15 protein-coding genes and 1 tRNA gene are annotated in these 20,101 nt (G+C 67.5%); 6 read left to right on the forward strand and 10 right to left on the reverse strand.

Going from position 1 to position 20,101, the window contains the following annotated elements; genetic code table 11:
- The first annotated feature begins 81 nt into the window (after positions 1–81).
- A complete protein-coding gene (locus C1Y63_RS03125) occupies positions 82–1,200 on the forward strand; it encodes a quinone-dependent dihydroorotate dehydrogenase (RefSeq protein WP_106015002.1) in 1,119 nt (372 codons plus the stop codon).
- 218 nt (positions 1,201–1,418) lie between these two features.
- On the opposite strand, the gene C1Y63_RS03130 is transcribed toward C1Y63_RS03125, so the two are convergent.
- From C1Y63_RS03130 to C1Y63_RS03145, 4 genes are all read right to left on the reverse strand, one after another.
- Positions 1,419–1,814 (reverse strand): hypothetical protein, encoded by a 396-nt coding sequence (locus tag C1Y63_RS03130; RefSeq protein WP_106015003.1) that lies wholly within the window; start codon positions 1,812–1,814, stop codon positions 1,419–1,421.
- Between the two features lie 89 nt (positions 1,815–1,903).
- Positions 1,904–2,452 carry a YbhB/YbcL family Raf kinase inhibitor-like protein gene (locus C1Y63_RS03135; protein WP_106015045.1) on the reverse strand — a complete coding sequence of 183 codons (549 nt, stop codon included), beginning with the start codon at positions 2,450–2,452 and terminating at the stop codon, positions 1,904–1,906.
- A 95-nt stretch (positions 2,453–2,547) separates the two neighbouring features.
- A complete protein-coding gene (locus C1Y63_RS13170; RefSeq protein WP_106015004.1) occupies positions 2,548–4,371 on the reverse strand; it encodes an ABC transporter ATP-binding protein in 1,824 nt (607 codons plus the stop codon).
- The gene (locus tag C1Y63_RS03145) at positions 4,368–5,951 is read right to left on the reverse strand and encodes an ABC transporter ATP-binding protein (RefSeq protein WP_158256068.1); all 1,584 of its coding nucleotides are present in this window, start codon (positions 5,949–5,951) and stop codon (positions 4,368–4,370) included. The genes C1Y63_RS13170 and C1Y63_RS03145 overlap by 4 nt, the downstream gene beginning before the upstream one ends.
- A 275-nt stretch (positions 5,952–6,226) precedes the next feature.
- Between C1Y63_RS03145 and C1Y63_RS03150 the strand changes: the two genes are divergently transcribed.
- Positions 6,227–6,312, forward strand: a tRNA-Leu gene (locus C1Y63_RS03150).
- Positions 6,313–6,501: 189 nt separating this feature from the next.
- Here C1Y63_RS03150 and C1Y63_RS13215 read toward each other — a convergent pair.
- The 3 genes from C1Y63_RS13215 to C1Y63_RS03165 form a co-directional block, all read right to left on the reverse strand.
- Complete coding sequence (locus tag C1Y63_RS13215; protein WP_106015006.1) at positions 6,502–8,463, reverse strand: hypothetical protein; 1,962 nt, start codon at positions 8,461–8,463, stop codon at positions 6,502–6,504.
- A gap of 235 nt (positions 8,464–8,698) precedes the next feature.
- A complete protein-coding gene (locus tag C1Y63_RS03160; RefSeq protein WP_106015007.1) occupies positions 8,699–9,343 on the reverse strand; it encodes a hypothetical protein in 645 nt (214 codons plus the stop codon).
- Between the two features lie 652 nt (positions 9,344–9,995).
- Complete coding sequence (locus tag C1Y63_RS03165) at positions 9,996–10,511, reverse strand: YceI family protein (RefSeq protein ID WP_106015008.1); 516 nt, start codon at positions 10,509–10,511, stop codon at positions 9,996–9,998.
- A 546-nt stretch (positions 10,512–11,057) separates the two neighbouring features.
- On the opposite strand from C1Y63_RS03165, the gene C1Y63_RS03170 reads away from it, so the two are divergent.
- The 4 genes from C1Y63_RS03170 to C1Y63_RS03185 all read left to right on the forward strand — a co-directional run bounded on the left by C1Y63_RS03170 (position 11,058) and on the right by C1Y63_RS03185 (position 14,502).
- Positions 11,058–11,567, forward strand: a complete 510-nt coding sequence (locus C1Y63_RS03170) for a MarR family winged helix-turn-helix transcriptional regulator (protein WP_106015009.1) — start codon at positions 11,058–11,060, stop codon at positions 11,565–11,567.
- Positions 11,568–11,689: 122 nt separating this feature from the next.
- Positions 11,690–12,634 carry an ADP-ribosylglycohydrolase family protein gene (locus C1Y63_RS03175; protein ID WP_106015010.1) on the forward strand — a complete coding sequence of 315 codons (945 nt, stop codon included), beginning with the start codon at positions 11,690–11,692 and terminating at the stop codon, positions 12,632–12,634.
- Between the two features lie 132 nt (positions 12,635–12,766).
- The gene (locus tag C1Y63_RS03180; RefSeq protein WP_106015011.1) at positions 12,767–13,192 is read left to right on the forward strand and encodes a hypothetical protein; all 426 of its coding nucleotides are present in this window, start codon (positions 12,767–12,769) and stop codon (positions 13,190–13,192) included.
- Positions 13,189–14,502, forward strand: coding sequence for a DUF418 domain-containing protein (locus C1Y63_RS03185; protein WP_106015012.1), 1,314 nt, complete (start codon positions 13,189–13,191; stop codon positions 14,500–14,502). The genes C1Y63_RS03180 and C1Y63_RS03185 overlap by 4 nt, the downstream gene beginning before the upstream one ends.
- A gap of 51 nt (positions 14,503–14,553) precedes the next feature.
- Here the strand turns inward: C1Y63_RS03185 and meaB are convergent, their stop codons facing one another.
- The 3 genes from meaB to C1Y63_RS03200 form a co-directional block, all read right to left on the reverse strand.
- Positions 14,554–15,675 (reverse strand): methylmalonyl Co-A mutase-associated GTPase MeaB, encoded by a 1,122-nt coding sequence (gene meaB / locus C1Y63_RS03190; RefSeq protein ID WP_106015013.1) that lies wholly within the window; start codon positions 15,673–15,675, stop codon positions 14,554–14,556.
- Between the two features lie 219 nt (positions 15,676–15,894).
- Positions 15,895–18,123, reverse strand: coding sequence for a methylmalonyl-CoA mutase (gene scpA, locus C1Y63_RS03195; RefSeq protein ID WP_106015014.1), 2,229 nt, complete (start codon positions 18,121–18,123; stop codon positions 15,895–15,897).
- Between the two features lie 8 nt (positions 18,124–18,131).
- A complete protein-coding gene (locus C1Y63_RS03200; RefSeq protein ID WP_106015015.1) occupies positions 18,132–20,006 on the reverse strand; it encodes a methylmalonyl-CoA mutase family protein in 1,875 nt (624 codons plus the stop codon).
- Positions 20,007–20,101: the final 95 nt, after the last annotated feature.

The raw sequence follows: 20,101 nt of genomic DNA on the forward strand, positions 1-20,101 counted from the left end.
TCGGTCATTCTTGTTCTCCTTGTTGTTCTCCTTGTTCGTTTCGCCCGCTTGCACGGGCCGCCCGAGAAACCCCCTCCCACCATGGCGTTTTCCCACCCCTTCCGTTCTGCCCTGTACTCCACCGCCCTCAAGGGCATGTTCACTCTCCCCCCGGAGCGCATCCACGAGCTCATCAGCGACGGCGTCGGTGTGCTCAACTTCGCGGGCCCGCTGAACCGCCTCCTCAACAAGGCGCTGCCGGTCAACGACCCGGTGCTCACCCAGGAAGTGTTCGGCGTGACCTTCCCCCGCCCCCTGGGGCTAGCCGCCGGGTTCGACAAAAACGCGGTCGCCCCGGACGCCTGGACCCCGCTGGGCTTCGGCTACGCGGAGCTCGGCACCGTCACCGCCTCCCCGCAGCCGGGCAACCCCGCCCCCCGCCTGTTCCGCCTGCCGCAGGACAGAGCCATCCTCAACCGCATGGGCTTCAACAACAAGGGCGCTGCGGCAGTGGCGACCAACCTGCGCCGCAAGAAGAGCAACGACGTCATCGGTATTAACATCGGCAAGACGAAGGTCGTCCCCGCCGAGCAAGCCGTCGACGACTACCGGCGCAGCGCCTCCCTGCTGGGCAACCTCGCGGACTACCTCGTCGTCAACGTCTCCTCCCCCAACACCCCGGGCCTGCGGGACCTACAGGCCGTCGAGTCGCTGCGCCCCATTCTCACCGCCGTCCGCGACGTCACCACCGTACCGGTGCTGGTGAAGATCGCCCCCGACCTGAGCGACGAGGACATCGACGCCGTGGCAGACCTCGCCGTCGACTTGGGGCTCGCCGGCATCGTGGCCACCAACACCACCATCAGCCGCGAGGGGCTGGCAACTCCCGCCGCCGAGGTCGAGGCCATGGGCGCGGGCGGTATTTCCGGCCGCCCCGTCGCCGCCCGCTCCCTGGAGGTGCTGCGCCGCCTCTACGCCCGCGTCGGCGACAAACTCGTCCTCATCTCCGTCGGCGGTATCGAAACCCCTGAGCAGGCCTGGGAACGCATCAGCAGCGGCGCGACCCTCCTGCAGGGCTACACCGGCATGATCTACGGCGGCCCCGACTGGATTCGCGACATCCACCGAGGGATCGCCGCCCAGATCCGCCACCACGGCCTCGGCAACATCGCCAGCGCCGTCGGCTGCGGCCTGCCGTGGGCCGACGAAGCCATCAGCTAGCCAAACAAACGAACACCACCACAGGGCACCGCCCGGGGCACGAGGAACCCGGCGGTGCCCTGCGTGCTGTGGATGCCCGAACATCTTGAGGCCCGCGCAGCAAAAACGCCCACCCCACATGAAGGGGTGGGCGCTCTGCGGTGAAGCACTGCGCGTGTTAGGTGCGTCGCCGCATCCTCGTCATCCTCGTCACGCGTCGTGCCCCGACAGCGGGAACATTAACCGCGGGTGACTGAATGCCGTCGCAGCAGCAAGCCCGCCAGCAGCGCGGTCACCGCGTACGCGACCAGCCAGCCAGCCTCCATGACGTGCAGCTCCGGGTTGGGCAGGAAACGGCTGCCCACCACCAGCAGCACCGCCACCCCGAGCGCGATGGGGCGGGCGATGGTCTGCAGCTGCCCGGGCATCCGGACAGCGTACGCCCCGAGCAGCCCCGCGGCCACGACGATACTCAGCAGCCGGGGTGTCACCGACACGAGAGCGAAAATCCCCTGGGAACTCATCGCAAGGAACACCATCACCCCCAGCACGACAGCGATCGCGAGAAACGCCCCGCCGAAGCGCAGGCTGGCGGGAACGGGCAGGGGCGCGCCGGGGGCGTGGGATCGGGCCATGGGGCGGGAACTCACTCCTTGGGTAGCAGGTGACGGGCGGGAATGTGGCCGTGGTGGTCGCTGAGACACGCGGGCCTCAGGAAGGGGTTTTAGGTGTTTTCGTACCAGCCCCACAGGATCGTGCGGGCCAGCGAGTGGAAGTACAGGTTGAAGCCCAGCACCGTCGGCGTCGCATCGGCCGGCACGTCGAGGGTGTCCACGTCGACGGCGTGGACGGCGAACAGGTAGCGGTGGGGGCCGTGGCCGGCCGGCGGCTGGGGGCCGTAGTAGTCGCGGGCCCCACTATCGCCGCGGAGCACCACGGCGCCGGGGATATCGGCGAGGTCGCCGGCACCGGTGGGGAGCTCGGTGACGCCGACGGGGATATTGAAGGCGGCCCAGTGCCAAAAACCGGCGGCCGTCGGCGCGTCCGGGTCGTAGCAGGTCACCGCAATCGACTTGGTGCCCTCCGGGAGGTTGTCCCACGCCAGCTGGGGGCTGATGTTGGACGGCGCTGCCTGCGCGTCGGCGATCCGTTCACCGTCACGCAGGTCCGTGGAGGTCAGCGTGAAGGTGGGCAGGTCGCCGAGGGCGGCGTAGGGGTCGGGGCCGGGGAATCGGGGGTCGACATAGCTAGGGGTTGCAGATGAGGTGCTCATGGTCACAGTGTACGGGTGATGGGGGCCGAATTCACGTCATTGGGGTGATATATCGCCCACCCCCGGCCACCCCCGCTCCTGCTGGCGCGGGCGGGTTAGGCGCTGTCCGCCCAGGCGCGGTAGAGCCGCGCGTAGCGTCCGCCGCGCGCCAACAGTTCGCTGTGGGTGCCGTCTTCGACGATCCGCCCCTGGTCCATGACGACGATCCGGTCGGCACCAGCCGCCTGGTCGAGGCGGTGGGCGATGACGATGCTCGTTCGCCCCCGGGTCGCCTCCCGGGCGGCGTTTTCCAGCAGGTGGGCGTGGTCGGAGCCCGCCTCACTGGTCGCCTCATCCATGATGAGCACTGGCGGGTTGACGAGCAGCACCCGTGCGAGCGACAGCTGCTGTTCCACGGCGGCGGGCAGCGGGTCGGCCCCCGTGCCGACGACGGTGTCCAGCCCCTGGGGGAAGTACCGCTGCCAGGCCATGGAGTCCTCCCCCAGCCCGACGCGCCGCAGCGCCGCCAGCAGATCCTCGTCGCTGGCGCCTGGCCGCGCCAACAACAGGTCGTCGCGCACCGGCCCGGCGAAGACGTGCACCTCCTGGCTCATGAGTGTCACGTGGCGGGCGGTCCAGGAGTCGGCCACGGTCGCGGTATCCACCCCGTCGAGGAGGATCCGGCCTGCGGTTGGCCGGTTCATGCCGGCCACCAGGGTGGCGAGCGTCGACTTGCCCGCGCCACTGGCGCCGACGATGGCGGTGGTGGTGCCGGCCGCAAGGGTCACACTCACCTCGTCGAGGATCCGGGGGCCATCCCCGTAGGCGAAGCTCAGCCGGTCGATGGTGACCTCCGGCGGGGAGCCAAGATCGGCGGGCACTGTGTGCTCCACGCCCTCGTCGAGGCGGGCCAGCGACACCGCCCGCCCGAGTTGGGTGAACGCTTCTTGGATCTGGCCCAGCATGAGCACCGCGTTAAAGATCGGCATCTCCAGGCGCATGACGATGACGATGGCGGCCGTCGCCTGCCCGAGGCTCACCTGATCCGTGTACGCCAACCACGCCGCCAGGCACACCACGGAGATCAAATACCCGCCGTAGAGGACGTAGGCGTGGCCGATGAGCCGCGCCAGCACCGGCGCGATGAGCAGCCGGGCCCGCACCGAACGCCACGAGGTGTCCTTCAGCCGCTCCGCCGACCACTGCGTCAAGTGCAGCGCCCGAATCGTCGGCATGCTGCGCAGCGCATCCAGCAGGATGTTGTTGCGCTCCGCCTCCCGGGAGGCAATGAGGTTCGCGGCCTGCGGCAGCAAGGTCGTATCCCGCCGCACCGGCAGCCACAGCACGGCCACCAGGACGAGGAATGGCAGCAGCATCCGCACATCGATGGCCGTCAGCGCGACGAGCGCGACGGGGAACATCGCGATCGCGAGGATGATGCGGAACGCCATGTTGTACATGGCGGAGACGAAATCATCGATGTCTTTCGTCAGTCGCGTCATGATGTTGCCCGTACCGATGGCCATCAGCTGCGGGATCGGGGCCGCAAGCGTGGCCTTGAGGCACGCCTGCCGCAGGTCGACGCTCACGCGCTTGAGGGCGACATCCATGTGGTACCTGGCGGAGGTGCGCCCCAGCTGGTCGGCCAGGGCCGCAATACTCAGCACGACGATGCAGCCGATGATCGCCCGCCGGCCACTGCCTAGCAGTGGCAGGGAGGCGCCGTTGAAGAGGTCCACCATGGTGCCCGTCAGCGCGGCGATACCCACCAGGCTGAGCAACACCACGCCCGCGGAGGCGACAAATGCCGCCACCCGCCAGCGGCTCGGGGCATGCGGTGCCCGGCGCAGGAAGTCGAGGCAGTCGCGCATACTGGCCGGGGCCAGCGCATCAGCGACGAGCGACTCCTCGGCAGCACCAGGGGTGTGGGGTGCCGTCACAGCGTGTCTCCGTTCATGGTCGGGGTGGCCGTAGTCGGGGCGGCGGTGCCGCCGGCGGGGTTGGCTGCCGGGATTGTTCCACTCAGCTCGGCGCTCGCGGTGAGGACTGCACCATCAATGACCTGGTCGGCGCCTGCGGCCCACAGTCGCGACGTCGACAACACCACCGTCACCAGGCCGGCACGCTCCCGCGTGACCGCGTCGACCACATTGGCCAGGGTCAACGCATCCAGGCCCGTCGTCGGCTCATCCAGCACCAGAAACTCAGGGGTACGCGCCAGCACCCGCGCCAGCGCCAGCCGTTGGCGCTGCCCACCGGACAGGTTCAGCCCCGCCTCGCCAATCGGGGTCGTGGGCAGCTCGCCGTCCGGGCCCAGGCCACCCAGTCGGCGGAGAATATCGCCACACTGGGCGACCTCCAGGGCGCGCAACACCGTGGCATGCGGGATCGTGCCCACCGGATTGAGGTTGTCCGCCAGGGTGCCCTCAAAGATGCTCACTGCGTGTGGTGACTCCAGCGCCCCCGGCGCGAGCGCGACTGCCGCCAACAGGTCTCGGGCCGCCTGGAACTCCGCCGCCGACGTCGGCGCCACCACCGTTAACCCCGGGGTGTGCACGACCAGCCGCGCGAGTGGATGCTCCTCCACCGTCACAGGGCTCGTGGATGCTGCGGCGGGAATGGAACGCTGGAAGTCCTGGATGCGCTCCATGGAGGCCACCGCCCGGGCGTAGGTCTCCGTGAGCAGCCCCAAAGAAATGCCCATCGCCGCGAAAGTCGGCGGCGCAATCATCGACACCGTCACCATGTCGCCCGGGGTAATCATCCCGTGAAACGCCATCCACGCGGCAGTACTCAGCACCACGGCCGTCGCGATGCCCGGCACCAGCTGGCGCACCGTGCCCATGAGCGCCACGACGCGCGCATCCGCGAGCATCGCCTCCAGGGCCTCATCCACCGCCGCATCAAAGCGGCGTGCGGAATACTCCGTCGCCCCCAGCCCCTTGAGCACTCGCACACCCTGGGCGTAGTCCGTCGCCAACGAGGTTGCTGCAGCCTCCTTCGCACGGCGCACCGCAGAGACCTTCTTCACCGGCCCCGCCGTCACCTTCGACACCACGGCCGTCGCCACACCACCAGCAAGCATGAGCAACGCCAACCACACATCAATTGGTGCGACGACGATGACCGCAGTCACCAACGCCACCACCATCGCCAGCGGGAAGCTCAACCCAAACCGCACGCGGGCCACGGTTTCGGTGTCCTGATCCAACGTGTTCAGGATTTCACCCGGGGTACGGCCCATATCCCCACCGGCAGTCAACTGGCGCAACAAGTCCGTGCGCAGCGCGTGGCGGAGACGCTGAATGGAGATGTTGATGAAGTTCTCCGATACGGCCTCGCTGAACCACTGGATCGTGAACATCACGGCAAGAAGTACCGCCAGTGCTGCCACCCACGCCCCATGTCCGGGGGTGAGCACTGTGTCCGTCGCCTTACCCAACACCTTGGAGATCAGCACGCCCACGGAGGAGAAGATCTGGGCGACCACAATCCACACGACGACCACGCGGTAGCTCACCAACGCGCGCCACACTGCGCGTCGCGGCGAGACATCACTCGTGACGCACACGTGGGAATCGTCGGGCGCGGTGGATGGAACAAGCCAATTCCACGGCGCTCTCTTCGGAATCCGCAGAGCAGGTGGTTGGGGTTGTGTCATAGTCGCACAGCCTACACCAACGCCACGCATGACTACGCGCCCAATAAAGCCTTCTAGCTGCGGATTTGTGGAACTACGGCGTTGTGGTTAAAGTATTGCAAGTGCCCAGCCGGAAGCGGTTGAGACAACACCCGGCCCGGGTGGCGGAATGGCAGACGCGCTAGCTTGAGGTGCTAGTGTCCTATTAACGGACGTGGGGGTTCAAGTCCCCCCTCGGGCACAAAGTCCCCCTTTGTACAGTTTGTGCAAAGGGGGTTTTGTTATGTGCAGGCTCGGCTCAGTCGCGGCGTGGGAGAGTACGCCGCCCTCTTCTCCCCTGGCTCGCACCCGCCTGGCGCACCTGCGACAGGACACCCCCATCGGCGAGGACAATTCCCCACCGGTGGATGGCTCCTCTCCTGATAGAGACTTACTTGTAGGGGCTGCCCGTATCCGGGCGGTTACCGAAGTCCAGGTGCTGGTTCGTCCACGGGATCGGCTCCCCCAACAACGCCCGCAGGTTGTCTTCACGCTCCAAATCGTTGAACGTCTGCGGCCCCTTCTTCTCATTCTCCTTAGCCCCACCACGGGCACCCGCTCCCACGGGCGCACCCATCATCGGCGGGTGCTTCGCCTGCGAACCCTGCCCCGTGGCATGCGGCTCACCACCACCCGGTGCCGGGGACGGCGACGGCGTCGGCTGCCCCAACTGCCCGCCCCGGGAACCACCGGGACGCTCCAGCCCATTCCCCACACCACCATTGCCCAGGCCGCCGCTGCCCAGACCACGGGAACCACGACCGGCCCCCACGCCACCAGGCATACCACCACGGCCAAGGCCACCATGACCCACACCAGGGCCACCAGAGCCCGGCACACCGCCACCAGGGGCACCAGCTCGACGCCCGGGACTCAGCCCGTCGGAGCCGCCCTGCCGATGGCGCGGCACGCCACCCACGCCCGGAACCCCACCAGCACGCGGGCCTGCGGCACCAACACCACCGACAACACCCGCGCCAGCACCCACGCCGGGAGTACCAGCACCAGTACCTCCACCAGCAGCCTGGTCATGACGCGGGGTCGCAGGTGTCACGGGCCTCGTCACGTGCGGGGACGCACCCACACGGGGACTTCCTCCACCCAAGGACCCCAAGGCCCCGATACCACCCACACCACCGACACCAGTGCCAGTGCCGCCGGCACCACCTGCCAGGCCAGGTGCGGGAGCATTACCGAGGGATCCCACCCCACCAGGGGTAGACCCACTGCCGAGGCCGCCAAAGCCGGTGGCGGACTGCCCGGCACCGATGCTCTTGAGGTCGTTGAGGTAGGCGTCGACGTTGGCGAAGCTGGCACCCGCAGCACCCGCACCACCACTGAGGCCTTGCATGCTCGGCAGGCCACTGCCCCCGCTGGTGAGGTTGCCGGAGCCGTTGATCTTCGGGGTGTCCCAGTTCGGGGTGCGCCCGTTGCCGGTGATGCGATTCTCCAACGCGCGGCCGCGATCCTTGCCGGAGGCACCGCCGGGGCTGACTTTGCCGACGCCCATGAGGTTGTTGATGTTGGGCACCCCATTGGTCAGTTCCCCGTCGAAGTAGGACAGGAAATCACTCAGCAGGGCCTTCTCGAGGGCGCGGGCTTCGATGGGGTCTTCAACAGCTGCGACCTCGGCAAGATAGGCGTCGACTTCACGCTGTCCTGCGGCGTGGATGCTGATGAGGTTGTCCGCGTAGTAGGCCATGACTTTGGCGTTGTCGGCGAAGGCGTCGCTGGCGTCGGCGAGTTCGCGGATGGCGTTGGTGGCGGCGACAATGACGTCGCCGCCGTAGTCGTCGGCGATGTAGTTCTTGATCGAGTGCAGGTCGTTCGCCAGGGAATGCGCCTTGGACTCCATGTCCCGCCAGAGGTTCGCGATCTCGTAGAACGCGGCCGTGTTCGTCGAAGCGAAGTCGAACGAGAGTCCCTCCAGGGAGCTGCCACCGGCAGAGGGCGTCGGGAACGAGAAGTCGTCGAAGACGGGGTCGGGCCGGGTGGGGAACTCGATGAGGTCGGCGATCTTGCTGATCGTGCCGTTGAGAATGTCGTCCAGGCCGCTGGCGAAACCAGCGTCGGCGATCGCGAAGTTCTGGCGGGTGGCACCGAGGTTGCGGTGCATCCACTCCACTTGCCGTGCATAGGTGTGAAGGACCTCTGCCGCACTGCCGATCGCACCCCCGAGGATGCTGCTGTGGGTGTTGGCAAGGTCATCGAGTCCAGGCACAGTGGTCGCCGAATCGAAGCCCCAACTGGCGCGCGAGAGCGTTTCGGTCATTCCGTAGGCCACCGTCATGGCCTGCTCGGCGTCGCGTTCCGCAGTCGCGAGGCGGTCGAGGTCGATCTCAAATCCGTCCATGGGTGTTCTCTCCTTTGAGTGTCGGAACGGAGGATGGTGAATGGGACTGCCAGGGCCAGGCAGCCCCGGGGCGGCGAAGGGTGGTCCTCTCCTAGCTGAGTGGGCGCGCGCCGTCCCAGTTACTTCAGAGGCGAGTGGGGCCAATAATGGTGCCCCCGGGTCTCTACGTACCCCCGTTGTGTAGAAAAAATTGGTCTCTGCGCAGGTCAGCGACGTCGTGATCCTTATGTGTTCGTTACCCCCGGCCAGCATCCTTGAAGGGGATGTCGTCGTCGTAGACCGCGCGCAAGAACTTCTCGTCTTGGTAGAGCTCTTCGAGGGTCTCCCGGGCGAGCTGGCAGTGCTCTTCGACGCGACCTTCACGCAGTGCCCCTTTGTGGGTCACGGCAATCCGACCGCGGGGAGAATCCACCCCGATCTGGCAGTTGTTCTTCATCGTGAGGAAGATGTCGTAGTCGAGGTAGTACGCCCCTGGCAGCCAGGTGTCGTCGGCGTCGCGGAGGAAGTTGTCCGCGCGGGTGGCGAGGATTTCTTCACGGTCGAGCGCCTCCGCCAGGATTGACGTGGTGTCGCCGGTGTGACCGTTGTTGTCGAAGCTCAGGCAGCTCCACGACACTTGGTCGAACTGCCGCATCATCATCTGCGCGTAGACCTCGATGGGGTAACCAAGTTCCCGGAAGTGCTCCACGAGGTCGTCGGTGCAGACGTTGACGAGCTCGAAGTCCTCGGCATGCCGGTCGAAGCCTCGTGGCAGTCGCGCGTAGTCGACCCGTTCGTGGAAGGGGACGTCGGTCTGCGTGGTGTCTGCGGTGGCGTGGTTGTTGGCGGGTGGGGTGTGTGCTGTGGGCTGGGGGTGACTGACGCATCCCGTGAGCATCATGACGCATGTGGTGATAAGTGCCGCTCCCCGGCGACGGTTGTGTTGCGCGGGGTGGCTCATGGGTGTTGCCCTTCGTGCGGGGCTGCTGCGGTGTCACCGCCACCCAGGATGGTGTCGATCAGGTCTGTCGCCCGGGCCCCCGAGTCGCGCGCGGTGGACAACGCTTCTGCGTGCGCTTCCCAGCCAGCAGGAAAATCGGTGTGAGTGCAAGCGGCGACATCGCCGGTGGTGGATGCAGCTGTGCTGTGGTTGTGTGCCACGGATCAAACCCCTCCGAGTCTCTGCGCGATGCTGGCACTCGGGGAGATCAAGTCGCAGTCCGTGCAGGGCCCCCGAGTCCCTACACATGTGGAGCTGCGCTCATGATCCGGCCCCGAGTGCCAGTCATGCGCCGCAAGCTGTATTTGCTTGCCTGAAGGCAGTTTGCCACAGGCGAGCGGCGGTGCGCAGTGTTTCGGGAAACTTTGTGTCCCGCGTTTTGACGCGTGTTCAAGTCTCGTGGAGTGAAAGCGCTGGTTAATATGCAATTTTTCTCATAAATATCACCATAAAAAATGGCCGCGAGCCTACCCCTATCTGGGGGTGGTTCGCGGCCGGTGTGGACGTCGATCGCGTCCACGAGTGCGCTCAGTAGGGAGCGAAGCCTACGGGCTTACTGCTGGATGGCAGAGCCCTCGATTTCGATGACGATCTTCTCGGAGAGCAGCACGCCGCCGGTCTTCAGCGGCGCGTTGAAGTCGATGCCGAAGTCGAGGCGGTTGATGGTGGTGGCCTCGAAGCCGCGGCGGATGTTGCCGAAGGGGTCCTCAGCCTCGCCGAGGAACTCGACCTCGAGGTCGACCGGGCGGGTAATGCCCTTGATGGTCAGGTCGCCGTGGATGGTGGTGGAGCCGGTAGCGGCCGGGGCGGTGAAGTCTGCGACGAAGGTCATGGTCGGGAACTGCTCAACGTCGAAGAAGTCGGTGCCGCGGACATGGGCGTCGCGGTCAGCATTGTTGGTGTTGATGCTGGTGGTTGCGATGGTGGCTTCCACGTGGCCCTTGCCTGCCTCGTCGAGGGTGATGGTGGCCTCGGCGTCGGTGAACTCACCGCGCACCTTGGTGATCATGGCGTGGCGTGCAATGAAGCCGATGTGGGAGTGGGAACCGTCGAGAACGAAGGTGGTCATGGGGTGCTCCTTGGATGAAGGGGGATGGTGAATGTTTCTTTATGTGGCCAGCGCGCCAGGGCTCGTCGCTCCGGCGGCGACTGTGACAGCCATGCCGCAGTACGAGGTCTTCTCCCCCTGCTGTGGTCGGAGTGCTGTCGACAGCCACTTAGTTGACTTGGCAACTAACTTAACGGGCCTTTCGTGATGTGTCAACTAATGGGTCGGTGGAACTATTCCCCCACGCCTGCCATGCGGGAGATATCCGCAGGCGGACGATACTTTTTCCCCGCTCCACGCGGACCGCATGGCGGGCCCGGCATGTCACCCCTCCGCACTGCGGCAGGCGGTGCGCTGCACGCGCGAACATGACCGGACATGCCCGAAAAACCCCACCGCACGGGCACATCCGGACACCCTCTCCCGGTGTCGCGCTGTGGACTTCGCCGCACCTACGCCGCGCACAGGCGCGTGCGACCTGCGCTTTTTCTCGCAATTTCCGGTTGTTGACACTCGACACGCGGAACACACACCATCGGGCACAGGTCGTGCATTAGTGTTGCACTCATGACGACACCAGTGTGGCTCAGCGATGACGAGCAGGATTTCTGGCGCCTGCTCCTCGAGGCGCACAACGCGCTGTTTCGCGGCGTTGAAGAGCAACTACAGACAGATTCCCAACTCGGGCACTCCGAATACGCAGTCCTCGTCGGACTCTCCGAGGCACCCAACCATCAACTCCGCATGCGGGAAATCAGCTCCCACCTCGACTGGGACCGCAGCCGATGTTCCCACCTCATCCGCCGCATGGAAAAGCGCGGCCTCGTGGCGAAAAGCCCCTGCGATAACGACGGGCGCGGCATCGTCGTCACCCTCACCCCGGAGGGGCTGTCACGTATCCAGGCTGCAGCTCCCGGCCACGTCGACACGGTCCGCCGCCTCGTCTTCGATCACCTCAACGAGCAGGACCCGGCCATTCAGGACGCTGTGAAAGAGTTCCACCGCACCATCGTGGCCCAGCAGCGGCAGCTCGCCGAGCAGCTGCAGCAGGAAAACTCCACAGAGACCACCTCCTAACCTTTTCGCTTCCTTCCTCCACGCAGCCCTCACCCCCTCCGGTGAGGGCTGCTGTCGCATGAGCCACGCTGCGGCTGCTCAGAGGAGCTTCCGCGCCACATGGGCGTTGCTACACTGCCCCTATGACACCGCAGGACCACAGCACCAACGAACTCCTCGACCGTGCCCGCGGGCTGCTCCTCGGCCAGTTCATTGGAGACAGCCTCGGCAGCCTCGTCGAATTCTGCGACCCCGAGGACATTGCCGCCCGCTATCCGCAGGGGGTGCGCGACCTTGCCGACGGCGGCACCTGGAATCTCCTGGCGGGGCAACCTACCGATGACAGCCAGATGGCGATGGAACTCATCCTCAGCCTGCTGGAGCACGGGCACTACGATGCCGACGCCGTGCGTGCCGGATACCGGCGCTGGGCCGCCAGCGACCCCTTCGATATTGGCTTCACGGTCTCCCACGCCTTGGGCGGCGAGCCGAATGAATACTCCCAAAGCAACGGGGCGTTGATGCGGATCTCTCCGGTGGCGATCATCCACGCCGCCGCATCCCGCCCACTCGCCGCAGCGCAGAAGGACGCCCGGGCGGACGCCACCATCACCCACCTCAACCCGATTGCCATCGACGCGAACGCGGCGTACGTCACCGGGCTGCTCACCGCCCTGCGGGGCGGTGCGATCGCGGACATTCTGGCGGCGATGCAGGATGCTGCCACCACGCCCGAGGTGCGGGAAGCCATCACCTCCGCGCCTCAGACCTACGCCAAGCATGCGGGCTGGGTGCTGCTGTCGCTGAGCCTGGCCACCCACGCCCTGCGGGAATCCGCCACCGTCGGCGCGGAACAGGCACTGATCGACGTGGTGAGCTTCGGCGGCGACACCGACACCCACGCCGCGATCGCCGGGGCACTGCTGGGGGCAACCTACGGCCTTGGCACCTGGCCCGAGCGCTGGGTGGGCACCGTCCTCGCCTGCACCCCCGACGCCGATCGCAGCGCCCCCGGGCGTGCCTTGCACTCCCGCTACTACGCCCACCACCTCCTGGAGCAGGCGGAACAACTCCTCGCCCTCGGGTGACTCCATTTTTCCAGCGGTGAATCCGCCGTCGCGGCTTTGTTGATTTTGCTACCGTCGGGGCATACCGACCACGGTACCCACCAGGTTGATACGCCGGGTGCGCCCGGGCCGGCATGGATCGAAGGAGCACCCATGGACGCAACTGCCGCGCCACCGGCACCGCCCGCCGGCGGCTACGCCTACGACGGTGCGCGCACGCCCACCAACCGGGCCGCCGGAACAGCACTCGCCGCAGGCATCGCGGCGGTGCTGCTGTGCCTGGGCCCCGCCGCCGTCGTCTTCGGAATCCCCCTGGTGTGGCTGCTGCGGCAGTTGGTGCGCGCCGCCCGCGCACAGGCCGCCACCTATCCCCCAGCCCTGGCGCGCACGGGCCTCATCACCGCCGCCCGCGGCTGCATGGTCGCCGTCGGCGTTCTCACCGTGGCGTGGCTGGCCGGCGGGGTGGCCCTCGGACTCGGGCTGCACCACAGAGTCGACGAGTGCCTCGCCGCCGGCGAGGCTGACACGTCTGCCGCCTGCATCGCCCACGTGCTGGGCCTCGAGGAGGAGCCGGCATGACCCAGGCATCGACCACCACCCGCCTGCTCGCACCGGACGTCGCCCGCGGGGTCACCCTGCTGGGCATCGCCATCGCGAACTCCTGCACCCTGTGGCTGGCCACCACCGGCACCGCCGGCACCCTCGGCGGTGTCCGCCCAGGCAGCCTGTGGGACACCGTCGCCGTCATCGTCGGCGCGATGATCATCCACGTGCGCGGCCTGCCCATGTTCCTCACCCTCTTCGGCTACGGGATGGCCATGCTCGCAGGCTCCCTCTGGCGGCGCGGCGTACCGTTGGCGCAGGCCCGCACCACACTGATCATCCGCTACCTGTGGCTGCTGGTCATCGGTGTCGCCCACATGGCGTTTCTGTTCAGCGGCGACATCATCGTCGCCTACAGTGCGGTCGCGCTCGTGTTCCTCGCGTGGTTCCTGCCGGCCCGCACACAGCACCTCGTCTGGCTGGCGGCCATCCTGCTCGTGCTGCAACTATCCTTCGACGTCCTCCTCGTCGTGGTGGAGCTGTGGCTGGGGGTGCCGATCGACGCCACGGTGCCCCTCAACGAGGCCGCCCACACGGAGGCCTTCCTGGAGAGCAACTACCTGTTCTTCGTCGTCTCCGGGGTGGTGATGCTGCCGGTCGTGGCGATGCTGCTGCCGCTGCAGGTGCTGGTTCTCGCGCCGATGTTCCTCCTCGGGTTTGCCGCCGGCCGCGCCCAGATCATCACCCACGCGGACCGCTACCGGCGGCTGCTGTGGGGCTTCGTCTGCCTCGCGGTGGCCATCATGCTGGGGGTGGGACTGCCGCTCGGACTGCAGCAGACGGGCCTCATCCAGACCCCCGTTGACTTCGACACCCTCAACCACAGCCTCGGGATGCTCACCGGCCCGGGTATCCTCGCCGGCATTGTGCTCGCCACCCAGCCCCTGCAGCGCCGCCTCGCCGCAGCCGAGCCGGGCTCCCCACCGCTACGCCTCCCCGCGCCCGTCCGCGCCGTCCAGGCGCTCGGGCAGCGCTCCTTGAGCGGATACATCGCCCAGTCACTCATCTTCGTCATCGTGGTCGCGCCCTATGGGCCCATCGGCTACCAGGGCAGCGGCGGCGCGGCACGTGCCACGGCCATAGGGTGTGGCTGCTGGGCGCTCACCCTCTGCGGCGCAGTGCTCCTCGCGCGCTTCCAGCTGCCGGGGCCGGTGGAGTGGCTGCACCGCCGCCTGGCCTACGGTGCGGGCCGCACGCTGACACCCCGCGCGGCGGCACCTGCGTCGGCATCGGCCCAGATTCCCCCACTGCCCGACAACCCCTACCGCACACCCCGGGCACACTAACGCCGCCGCAGCACCACCATCTTCGGGGGCATGCGGCGGCGACGAGGGTGCTTAGTCCTCGGGGCTCAGCGCTGCGGGCATGTCCCCGTCGAAGGCGGCCAGCACGCGCTGCGCCGCCAGCGTCGGGGTAATCTGCCCGTGGCGCAGCTGGTCTTCCACCAGGTCACGGGTCTGGCGGACCGCCTCACACGTATTGAGACGCTGCAGGATCGTCTCATGGACCATCGACCACATCCAGCCCACCTGCTGCTCCCGGCGGGTGTGCTCAAAGCGGCCAGAATCCACCATCACCTGGTGGTGGTCCTGCACCGTCTGCCAGAACTCGTCGACACCCTCGTGCTCGAGGGCGCTCATCGTCAGCGTCGGCGGGTGCCACAGCGCATCCTCGCTGCGCACCATCCGCATCGCGGCGGCGAGTTCCCGGGCGGCACGCTTCGCGTTCTTCAGGTTCGGCCCGTCGGCCTTGTTGATGGCCACGAGGTCTGCCATCTCCAGCACGCCCTTCTTAATGCCCTGGAGCTGATCGCCCGCGCCTGCGAGCGCGAGGAAGGTGAAGCAGTCCACCATGTTCGACACGGCGACCTCGGACTGGCCGACGCCGACGGTCTCCACGAGGATGGTGTCGTAGCCGGCGGCCTCGAACACCACCATGGATTCCCGCGTAGCTTTCGCCACGCCACCGAGCGTGCCCGCCGAGGGCGAGGGGCGAATAAACGCGTCGTCTTCCGCCGACAGCTTCGCCATGCGGGTCTTATCGCCCAGGATGGAGCCGCGGGTCTTCGTCGACGACGGGTCAATCGCCAGCACCGCCACCTTGTGGCCTTCGCCAATGAGCTTCATGCCGAGCGCCTCAATGAACGTCGACTTGCCGACACCCGGCACGCCGGTAATGCCGACGCGCAGCGCGTTGCCGGAAAAAGGCAACAGCCGCACCAGCAGTTCCTGCGCCAGCACCCGGTGGGCGGGCGCCGTGGACTCCAGCAGGGTGATCGCCCGCGAGATCGTCGTGCGGTTGCCCTGGCGGACCCCCTCGAAGAGCTCGTCGACGTCGATGCGACGCCGCGCCTTCTTCACCACCTCCGGGGCGACCGCGGTGGTCTCCCCGAGATCGGTGCCGGCGGTCGTCATCAGCGACCCGAGGTGGTGCTCAAGGTACTCGTTGTTCTGGCTCACGGGCAATCACAACCTCATGTGAAACGGTGCCACACCCGCACCCTGCGGGCGGGGTACTGGGGTGCGCAGAGAAGAAAAATGGGAGGGCGAAGGAAGAGAAAAAATCAGTACTAAAAGAAAAAGATGCCACGCGCTGCACGCGTACGAGGGGATACCCCGCGCGGGGTGGGCCGAGAATGTCTCGGGGCACCGCCGCGCGGGGGTGGGTGCGCGGGAGGTTTAGGCCTCCTCAGGCACCGGCAGGTCGAAGCCCAGGTTGGCGGCCAGCTTCGTCATCATGTCGATGGCGGAGTCAGCGATGACGGTGCCGGGCGGGTAGATCGCGGCCGCACCATCGTCGTAGAGCTCCTGGAAGTCGCCCGGCGGGATGACACCGCCGACGACGATCATGATGTCCTCGCGGCCAAGCTTGGCCAGTTCCTCCTTGAGGGCGGGCACCAGGGTGAGGTGGCCGGCCGCGAGGGAGGACACGCCGACGACGTGGACGTCGGCGTCGACTGCCGAGCGGGCAGCCTCCGCGGGGGTCTGGAACAGCGGTCCCACATCGACGTCCATGCCGAGGTCCGCGTAGGCGGAGGCGACGACCTTCTGGCCGCGGTCGTGGCCGTCCTGACCCATCTTCGCGATGAAGATGCGGGGGCGGCGGCCTTCCTCGGCCTCGAAAGCGTCAGCCATGGCGATGGCCTTAGCCACGTTGGACACGGTGCCCTCCTTCGCAACCTCGTCCTTGTACACGCCGGACAGGGTGCGGATTTCCGCCTCGTGGCGGCCGAACACCTTCTCCAGGGCGTAGGAGATTTCACCCACGGTGGCCTTCGCGCGGGCGGCATCCACACTGAGCTTGAGCAGGTTGGTCTCCAGGTCGCCGGGGGTGCGTTCCGTGAGCTTCGCGGCCTCGGTGAGCTTGTCGAGGGCGGCCTGCACGGCCTCCTCGTCACGCTCGGCGCGGAGTTGGGTGAGCTTCTCCAGCTGCTCGGCGCGCACCTTGGTGTTGTCGACCTTGAGGACCTCGATCTGCTCGTCCTCCTCCACGACGTACTTGTTGACGCCGATAAGGGCCTGGCGGCCGGAATCGATGCGGGCCTGGGTGCGGGCGGCGGACTCCTCGATGCGCAGCTTCGGGATGCCCTCGATGGTGGCCTGCGCCATGCCGCCGGCCGCCTCGACCTCCTCGATGTGCTTGCGGGCCCGGTTGGCCAGCTCGTTGGTCAGCCACTCGATGTAGTAGGAACCAGCCCACGGGTCGACGGGGCGCACCGTGCCGGACTCCTGCTGCAGCAGCAGCTGGGTGTTACGGGCGATGCGGGCAGAGAAGTCCGTCGGCAGCGCCAGCGCCTCGTCGAGGGCGTTGGTGTGCAGCGACTGGGTGTGACCCTGGGTGGCTGCCATGGCCTCGATCGCGGTGCGCGGCACGTTGTTGAACACGTCCTGCGCGGTCAGCGACCAGCCGGAGGTCTGCGAGTGGGTACGCAGCGACTGGGACTTCTTGTTCTTCGGCTCGAACTTGGCGACCAGCTCGCTCCACAGCAGGCGGCCGGCGCGCAGCTTCGCGATCTCCATGAAGGTGTACATGGAGATACCCCAGAAGAACGACAGGCGGGGTGCGAACTTGTCGACGTCGAGGCCGACTTCCTTACCTGCGCGGATGTACTCGACACCGTCGGCCAGGGTGTAGGCCAGCTCCAGGTCGGCGGTCGCGCCGGCCTCCTGGATGTGGTAGCCGGAGATGGAAATCGAGTTGAAGCGCGGCATCATCATCGAGGTGTACTCGAAGATGTTGGAGATGATCCGCATCGAGGGCTTCGGCGGGTAAATGTAGGTGTTGCGGACCATGAACTCCTTGAGAATGTCGTTCTGAATGGTGCCCGCAAGACGGTCCGGGGTGACCCCCTGCTCCTCGGCGGCGACGATGTAGAGCGCCAGCACCGGCAGCACCGCGCCGTTCATCGTCATCGACACGGAGACGTTGCCCAGGTCGATGCCTTCGAACAGCTGGCGCATGTCGAGGATGGAGTCGATGGCCACGCCGGCCATGCCGACGTCGCCGACGACGCGCTCGTTATCGGAGTCGTAGCCGCGGTGGGTGGCCAGGTCGAACGCGACCGACAGGCCCTTCTGGCCGGCGGCCAGGTTGCGGCGGTAGAACGCGTTCGACTCGGCGGCGGTGGAAAAGCCCGCGTACTGGCGGATCGTCCACGGCTGGTTGGTGTACATGGTGGGGTACGGGCCACGCATGAACGGCGGCATGCCGGGGAAAGAATCCAGCGGGTGCGCCGGGGCGTCGCCCGTGGCGTCCAGGGCGGCATCGCGGTCGGCGCGGGTGAACACGCGCTTGACGTCAATACCTTCCGGGGTGGACCACACGGCACCCGCGTCGGCGGGCGCATCCACCTGGGCGTCGGCCGCGGGGGTGCGGCTGACGTCGGAGAAATTCGGGATAGTGCTCATAGTGTTTCCTAGGCTCCCAACGTGGTCAGCAGGTCGGCGAGCGTTGCGGCAGCATCGATCGTGAGGTTGAGGTACCCATCCGGGGCGTCCACGGTGCCCTCGGTGTCCGCGAAGGACTTCGGGGACCCGGCGAGCAGGATGGTGCGGGCGCCGGCGGCGCGCAGGGCCTTGACGGCCTCGACACCGGTCTCGGCGTACTCGGCATCGGTGCCGCAGATGACGACAATGTCGGCGGCGGTCGCCGCGGCATCGAACTCGGCGGTGCCGGGGGTGACCTGGCCGGGGTTGAGGGCCTCAATACCGCCGGAGGCCAGCAGGTTGGTGGCGAAACCGGTGCGGATGTTGTGCTTGGCCAGCGGGCCCAGCGGGATCAGCCCCGCCTGGGGGCGGCGGCCGTGGGCGTCGAGGTAGGCGTCCGAGCGGTTGCGCAGGGCCTCAAACTCGGCGGCCCAGCGGCGCACGCCGCGCGGCTCGTGGCGCAGCTCAGCCGGCAGGGGCTTTTCGCCCAGGTTCGGGAACTCGTTGATGCCGGTGACCTTCTTCACGCGGCGGGCCACGTCGGCGCGCTGCGCCTCGAAGGAAGCATCCAGGCGGCTGCGCACCAGGCCGCTGTCGGTCGCGGCGACGAAACCGCCCGCGGCCTCCACCTCGGTGAACACGGCCCAGGCCTTCTCGGCGAGGGCGTCGGTCAGGGCCTCGACGTAGTAGGAGCCGCCCGCCGGGTCCACGACGTGGCCCAGGTGGGACTCCTCCAGCAGCAACAGGTTGGTGTTGCGGGCGATACGGTGCGCGAAGGTGCGGGAGGTGCCCGGCAGACCACCGGCGACCGCCGCATCGAAGGGCAGCACCTCCACGTCGCTGGCGCCGCCGACGCCGGCGGCGAACGCGGCGACGGTGCAGCGCAGCATGTTGACCCAGGGGTCACGCTGGCTGAACATCACCGGTGCGGTGACGGCGTGCTGCGGGGTGCGGGCCGCGGCGGGGGCCTCGAGGACCTCGCACACGCGGGCCCACAGGGCGCGGGCGACACGGAACTTCGCGATCTGGGCGAACTGGTCGTCGGTGGCGGCGAAACGGAAGGACAGCTGCGCGGCGGCATCCTCCACGCTCATCCCGGCGTTGGTCAGCGCGCGCAGGTACTCCACCGCGGCGGCCAACGCGAAGCCGACCTCCTCGGCGTCGGTGGCGCCCTGGTTGGACAGCGACACAGCGTCGACGCTGATGGCGCGCACGGACCCGGCACGGTCGTGGGCGGCCTGCGCCAGCTCCACCGCCCCCGCGAGGCTGATGGTGTCCTGCTCGTCGAAGACTGCGGTCAGCGGCGCTGCCTGCAGCTCCAGCACGGACTTCTCCGCCGCGCCGGCGGCATCGACCAGCGCGTAGAGCGCGGCCGCGGCATCGGCCACAGCAGCGCCGGCGCGCAGCCGGATCGGCGCGAGATCGAGGTACACGCCCTGAAGCAGGGCCGGCAGGTCGCCGGCACCCAGGCCGTGCTCCAAGTCGACGATGACGTCGGTGGTGCCGTTCGTCAGCGCGCCCAACAGCAGGGCATTCGCGGCCTTCACGTCACCGCTGGTGCCGAAGGTTTCCGCCACCCCCCAGCCGGCGGCATCGGCGTCGGCGCCGCGCACGCCACGCAGGAACGGGAACGCGCCCGGGACCGAAGCCTCCGGCTGCTCATCCGCGCGGGTGTACAGCGGGTTGACATCAATCCCGTCGTAGGTGGTCTTGATGAGTTTCTTCCAGATGTCGAGCGGCACATCGGCGACATCCTTCTTCTGCACGCGGGCGAACACCCCGGCCACCGCCTTGTACCAGGCATCGTAATTGCCCTCAAAGTCGGCGGGAAGGGTGCCCGGTGCGCCAGGCTTCGTTTGAGTCACTTGGTGGACCTACTCCCCTTGGTAGTAGTTGAGCTGTGAAATATATGTCACAGTCCGCACCTCACACCACCCATCGCCGGCCGCGCCCCCACCCT

This window comes from Corynebacterium sp. 13CS0277 (assembly GCF_002994655.1).
Taxonomy (GTDB): domain Bacteria; phylum Actinomycetota; class Actinomycetes; order Mycobacteriales; family Mycobacteriaceae; genus Corynebacterium.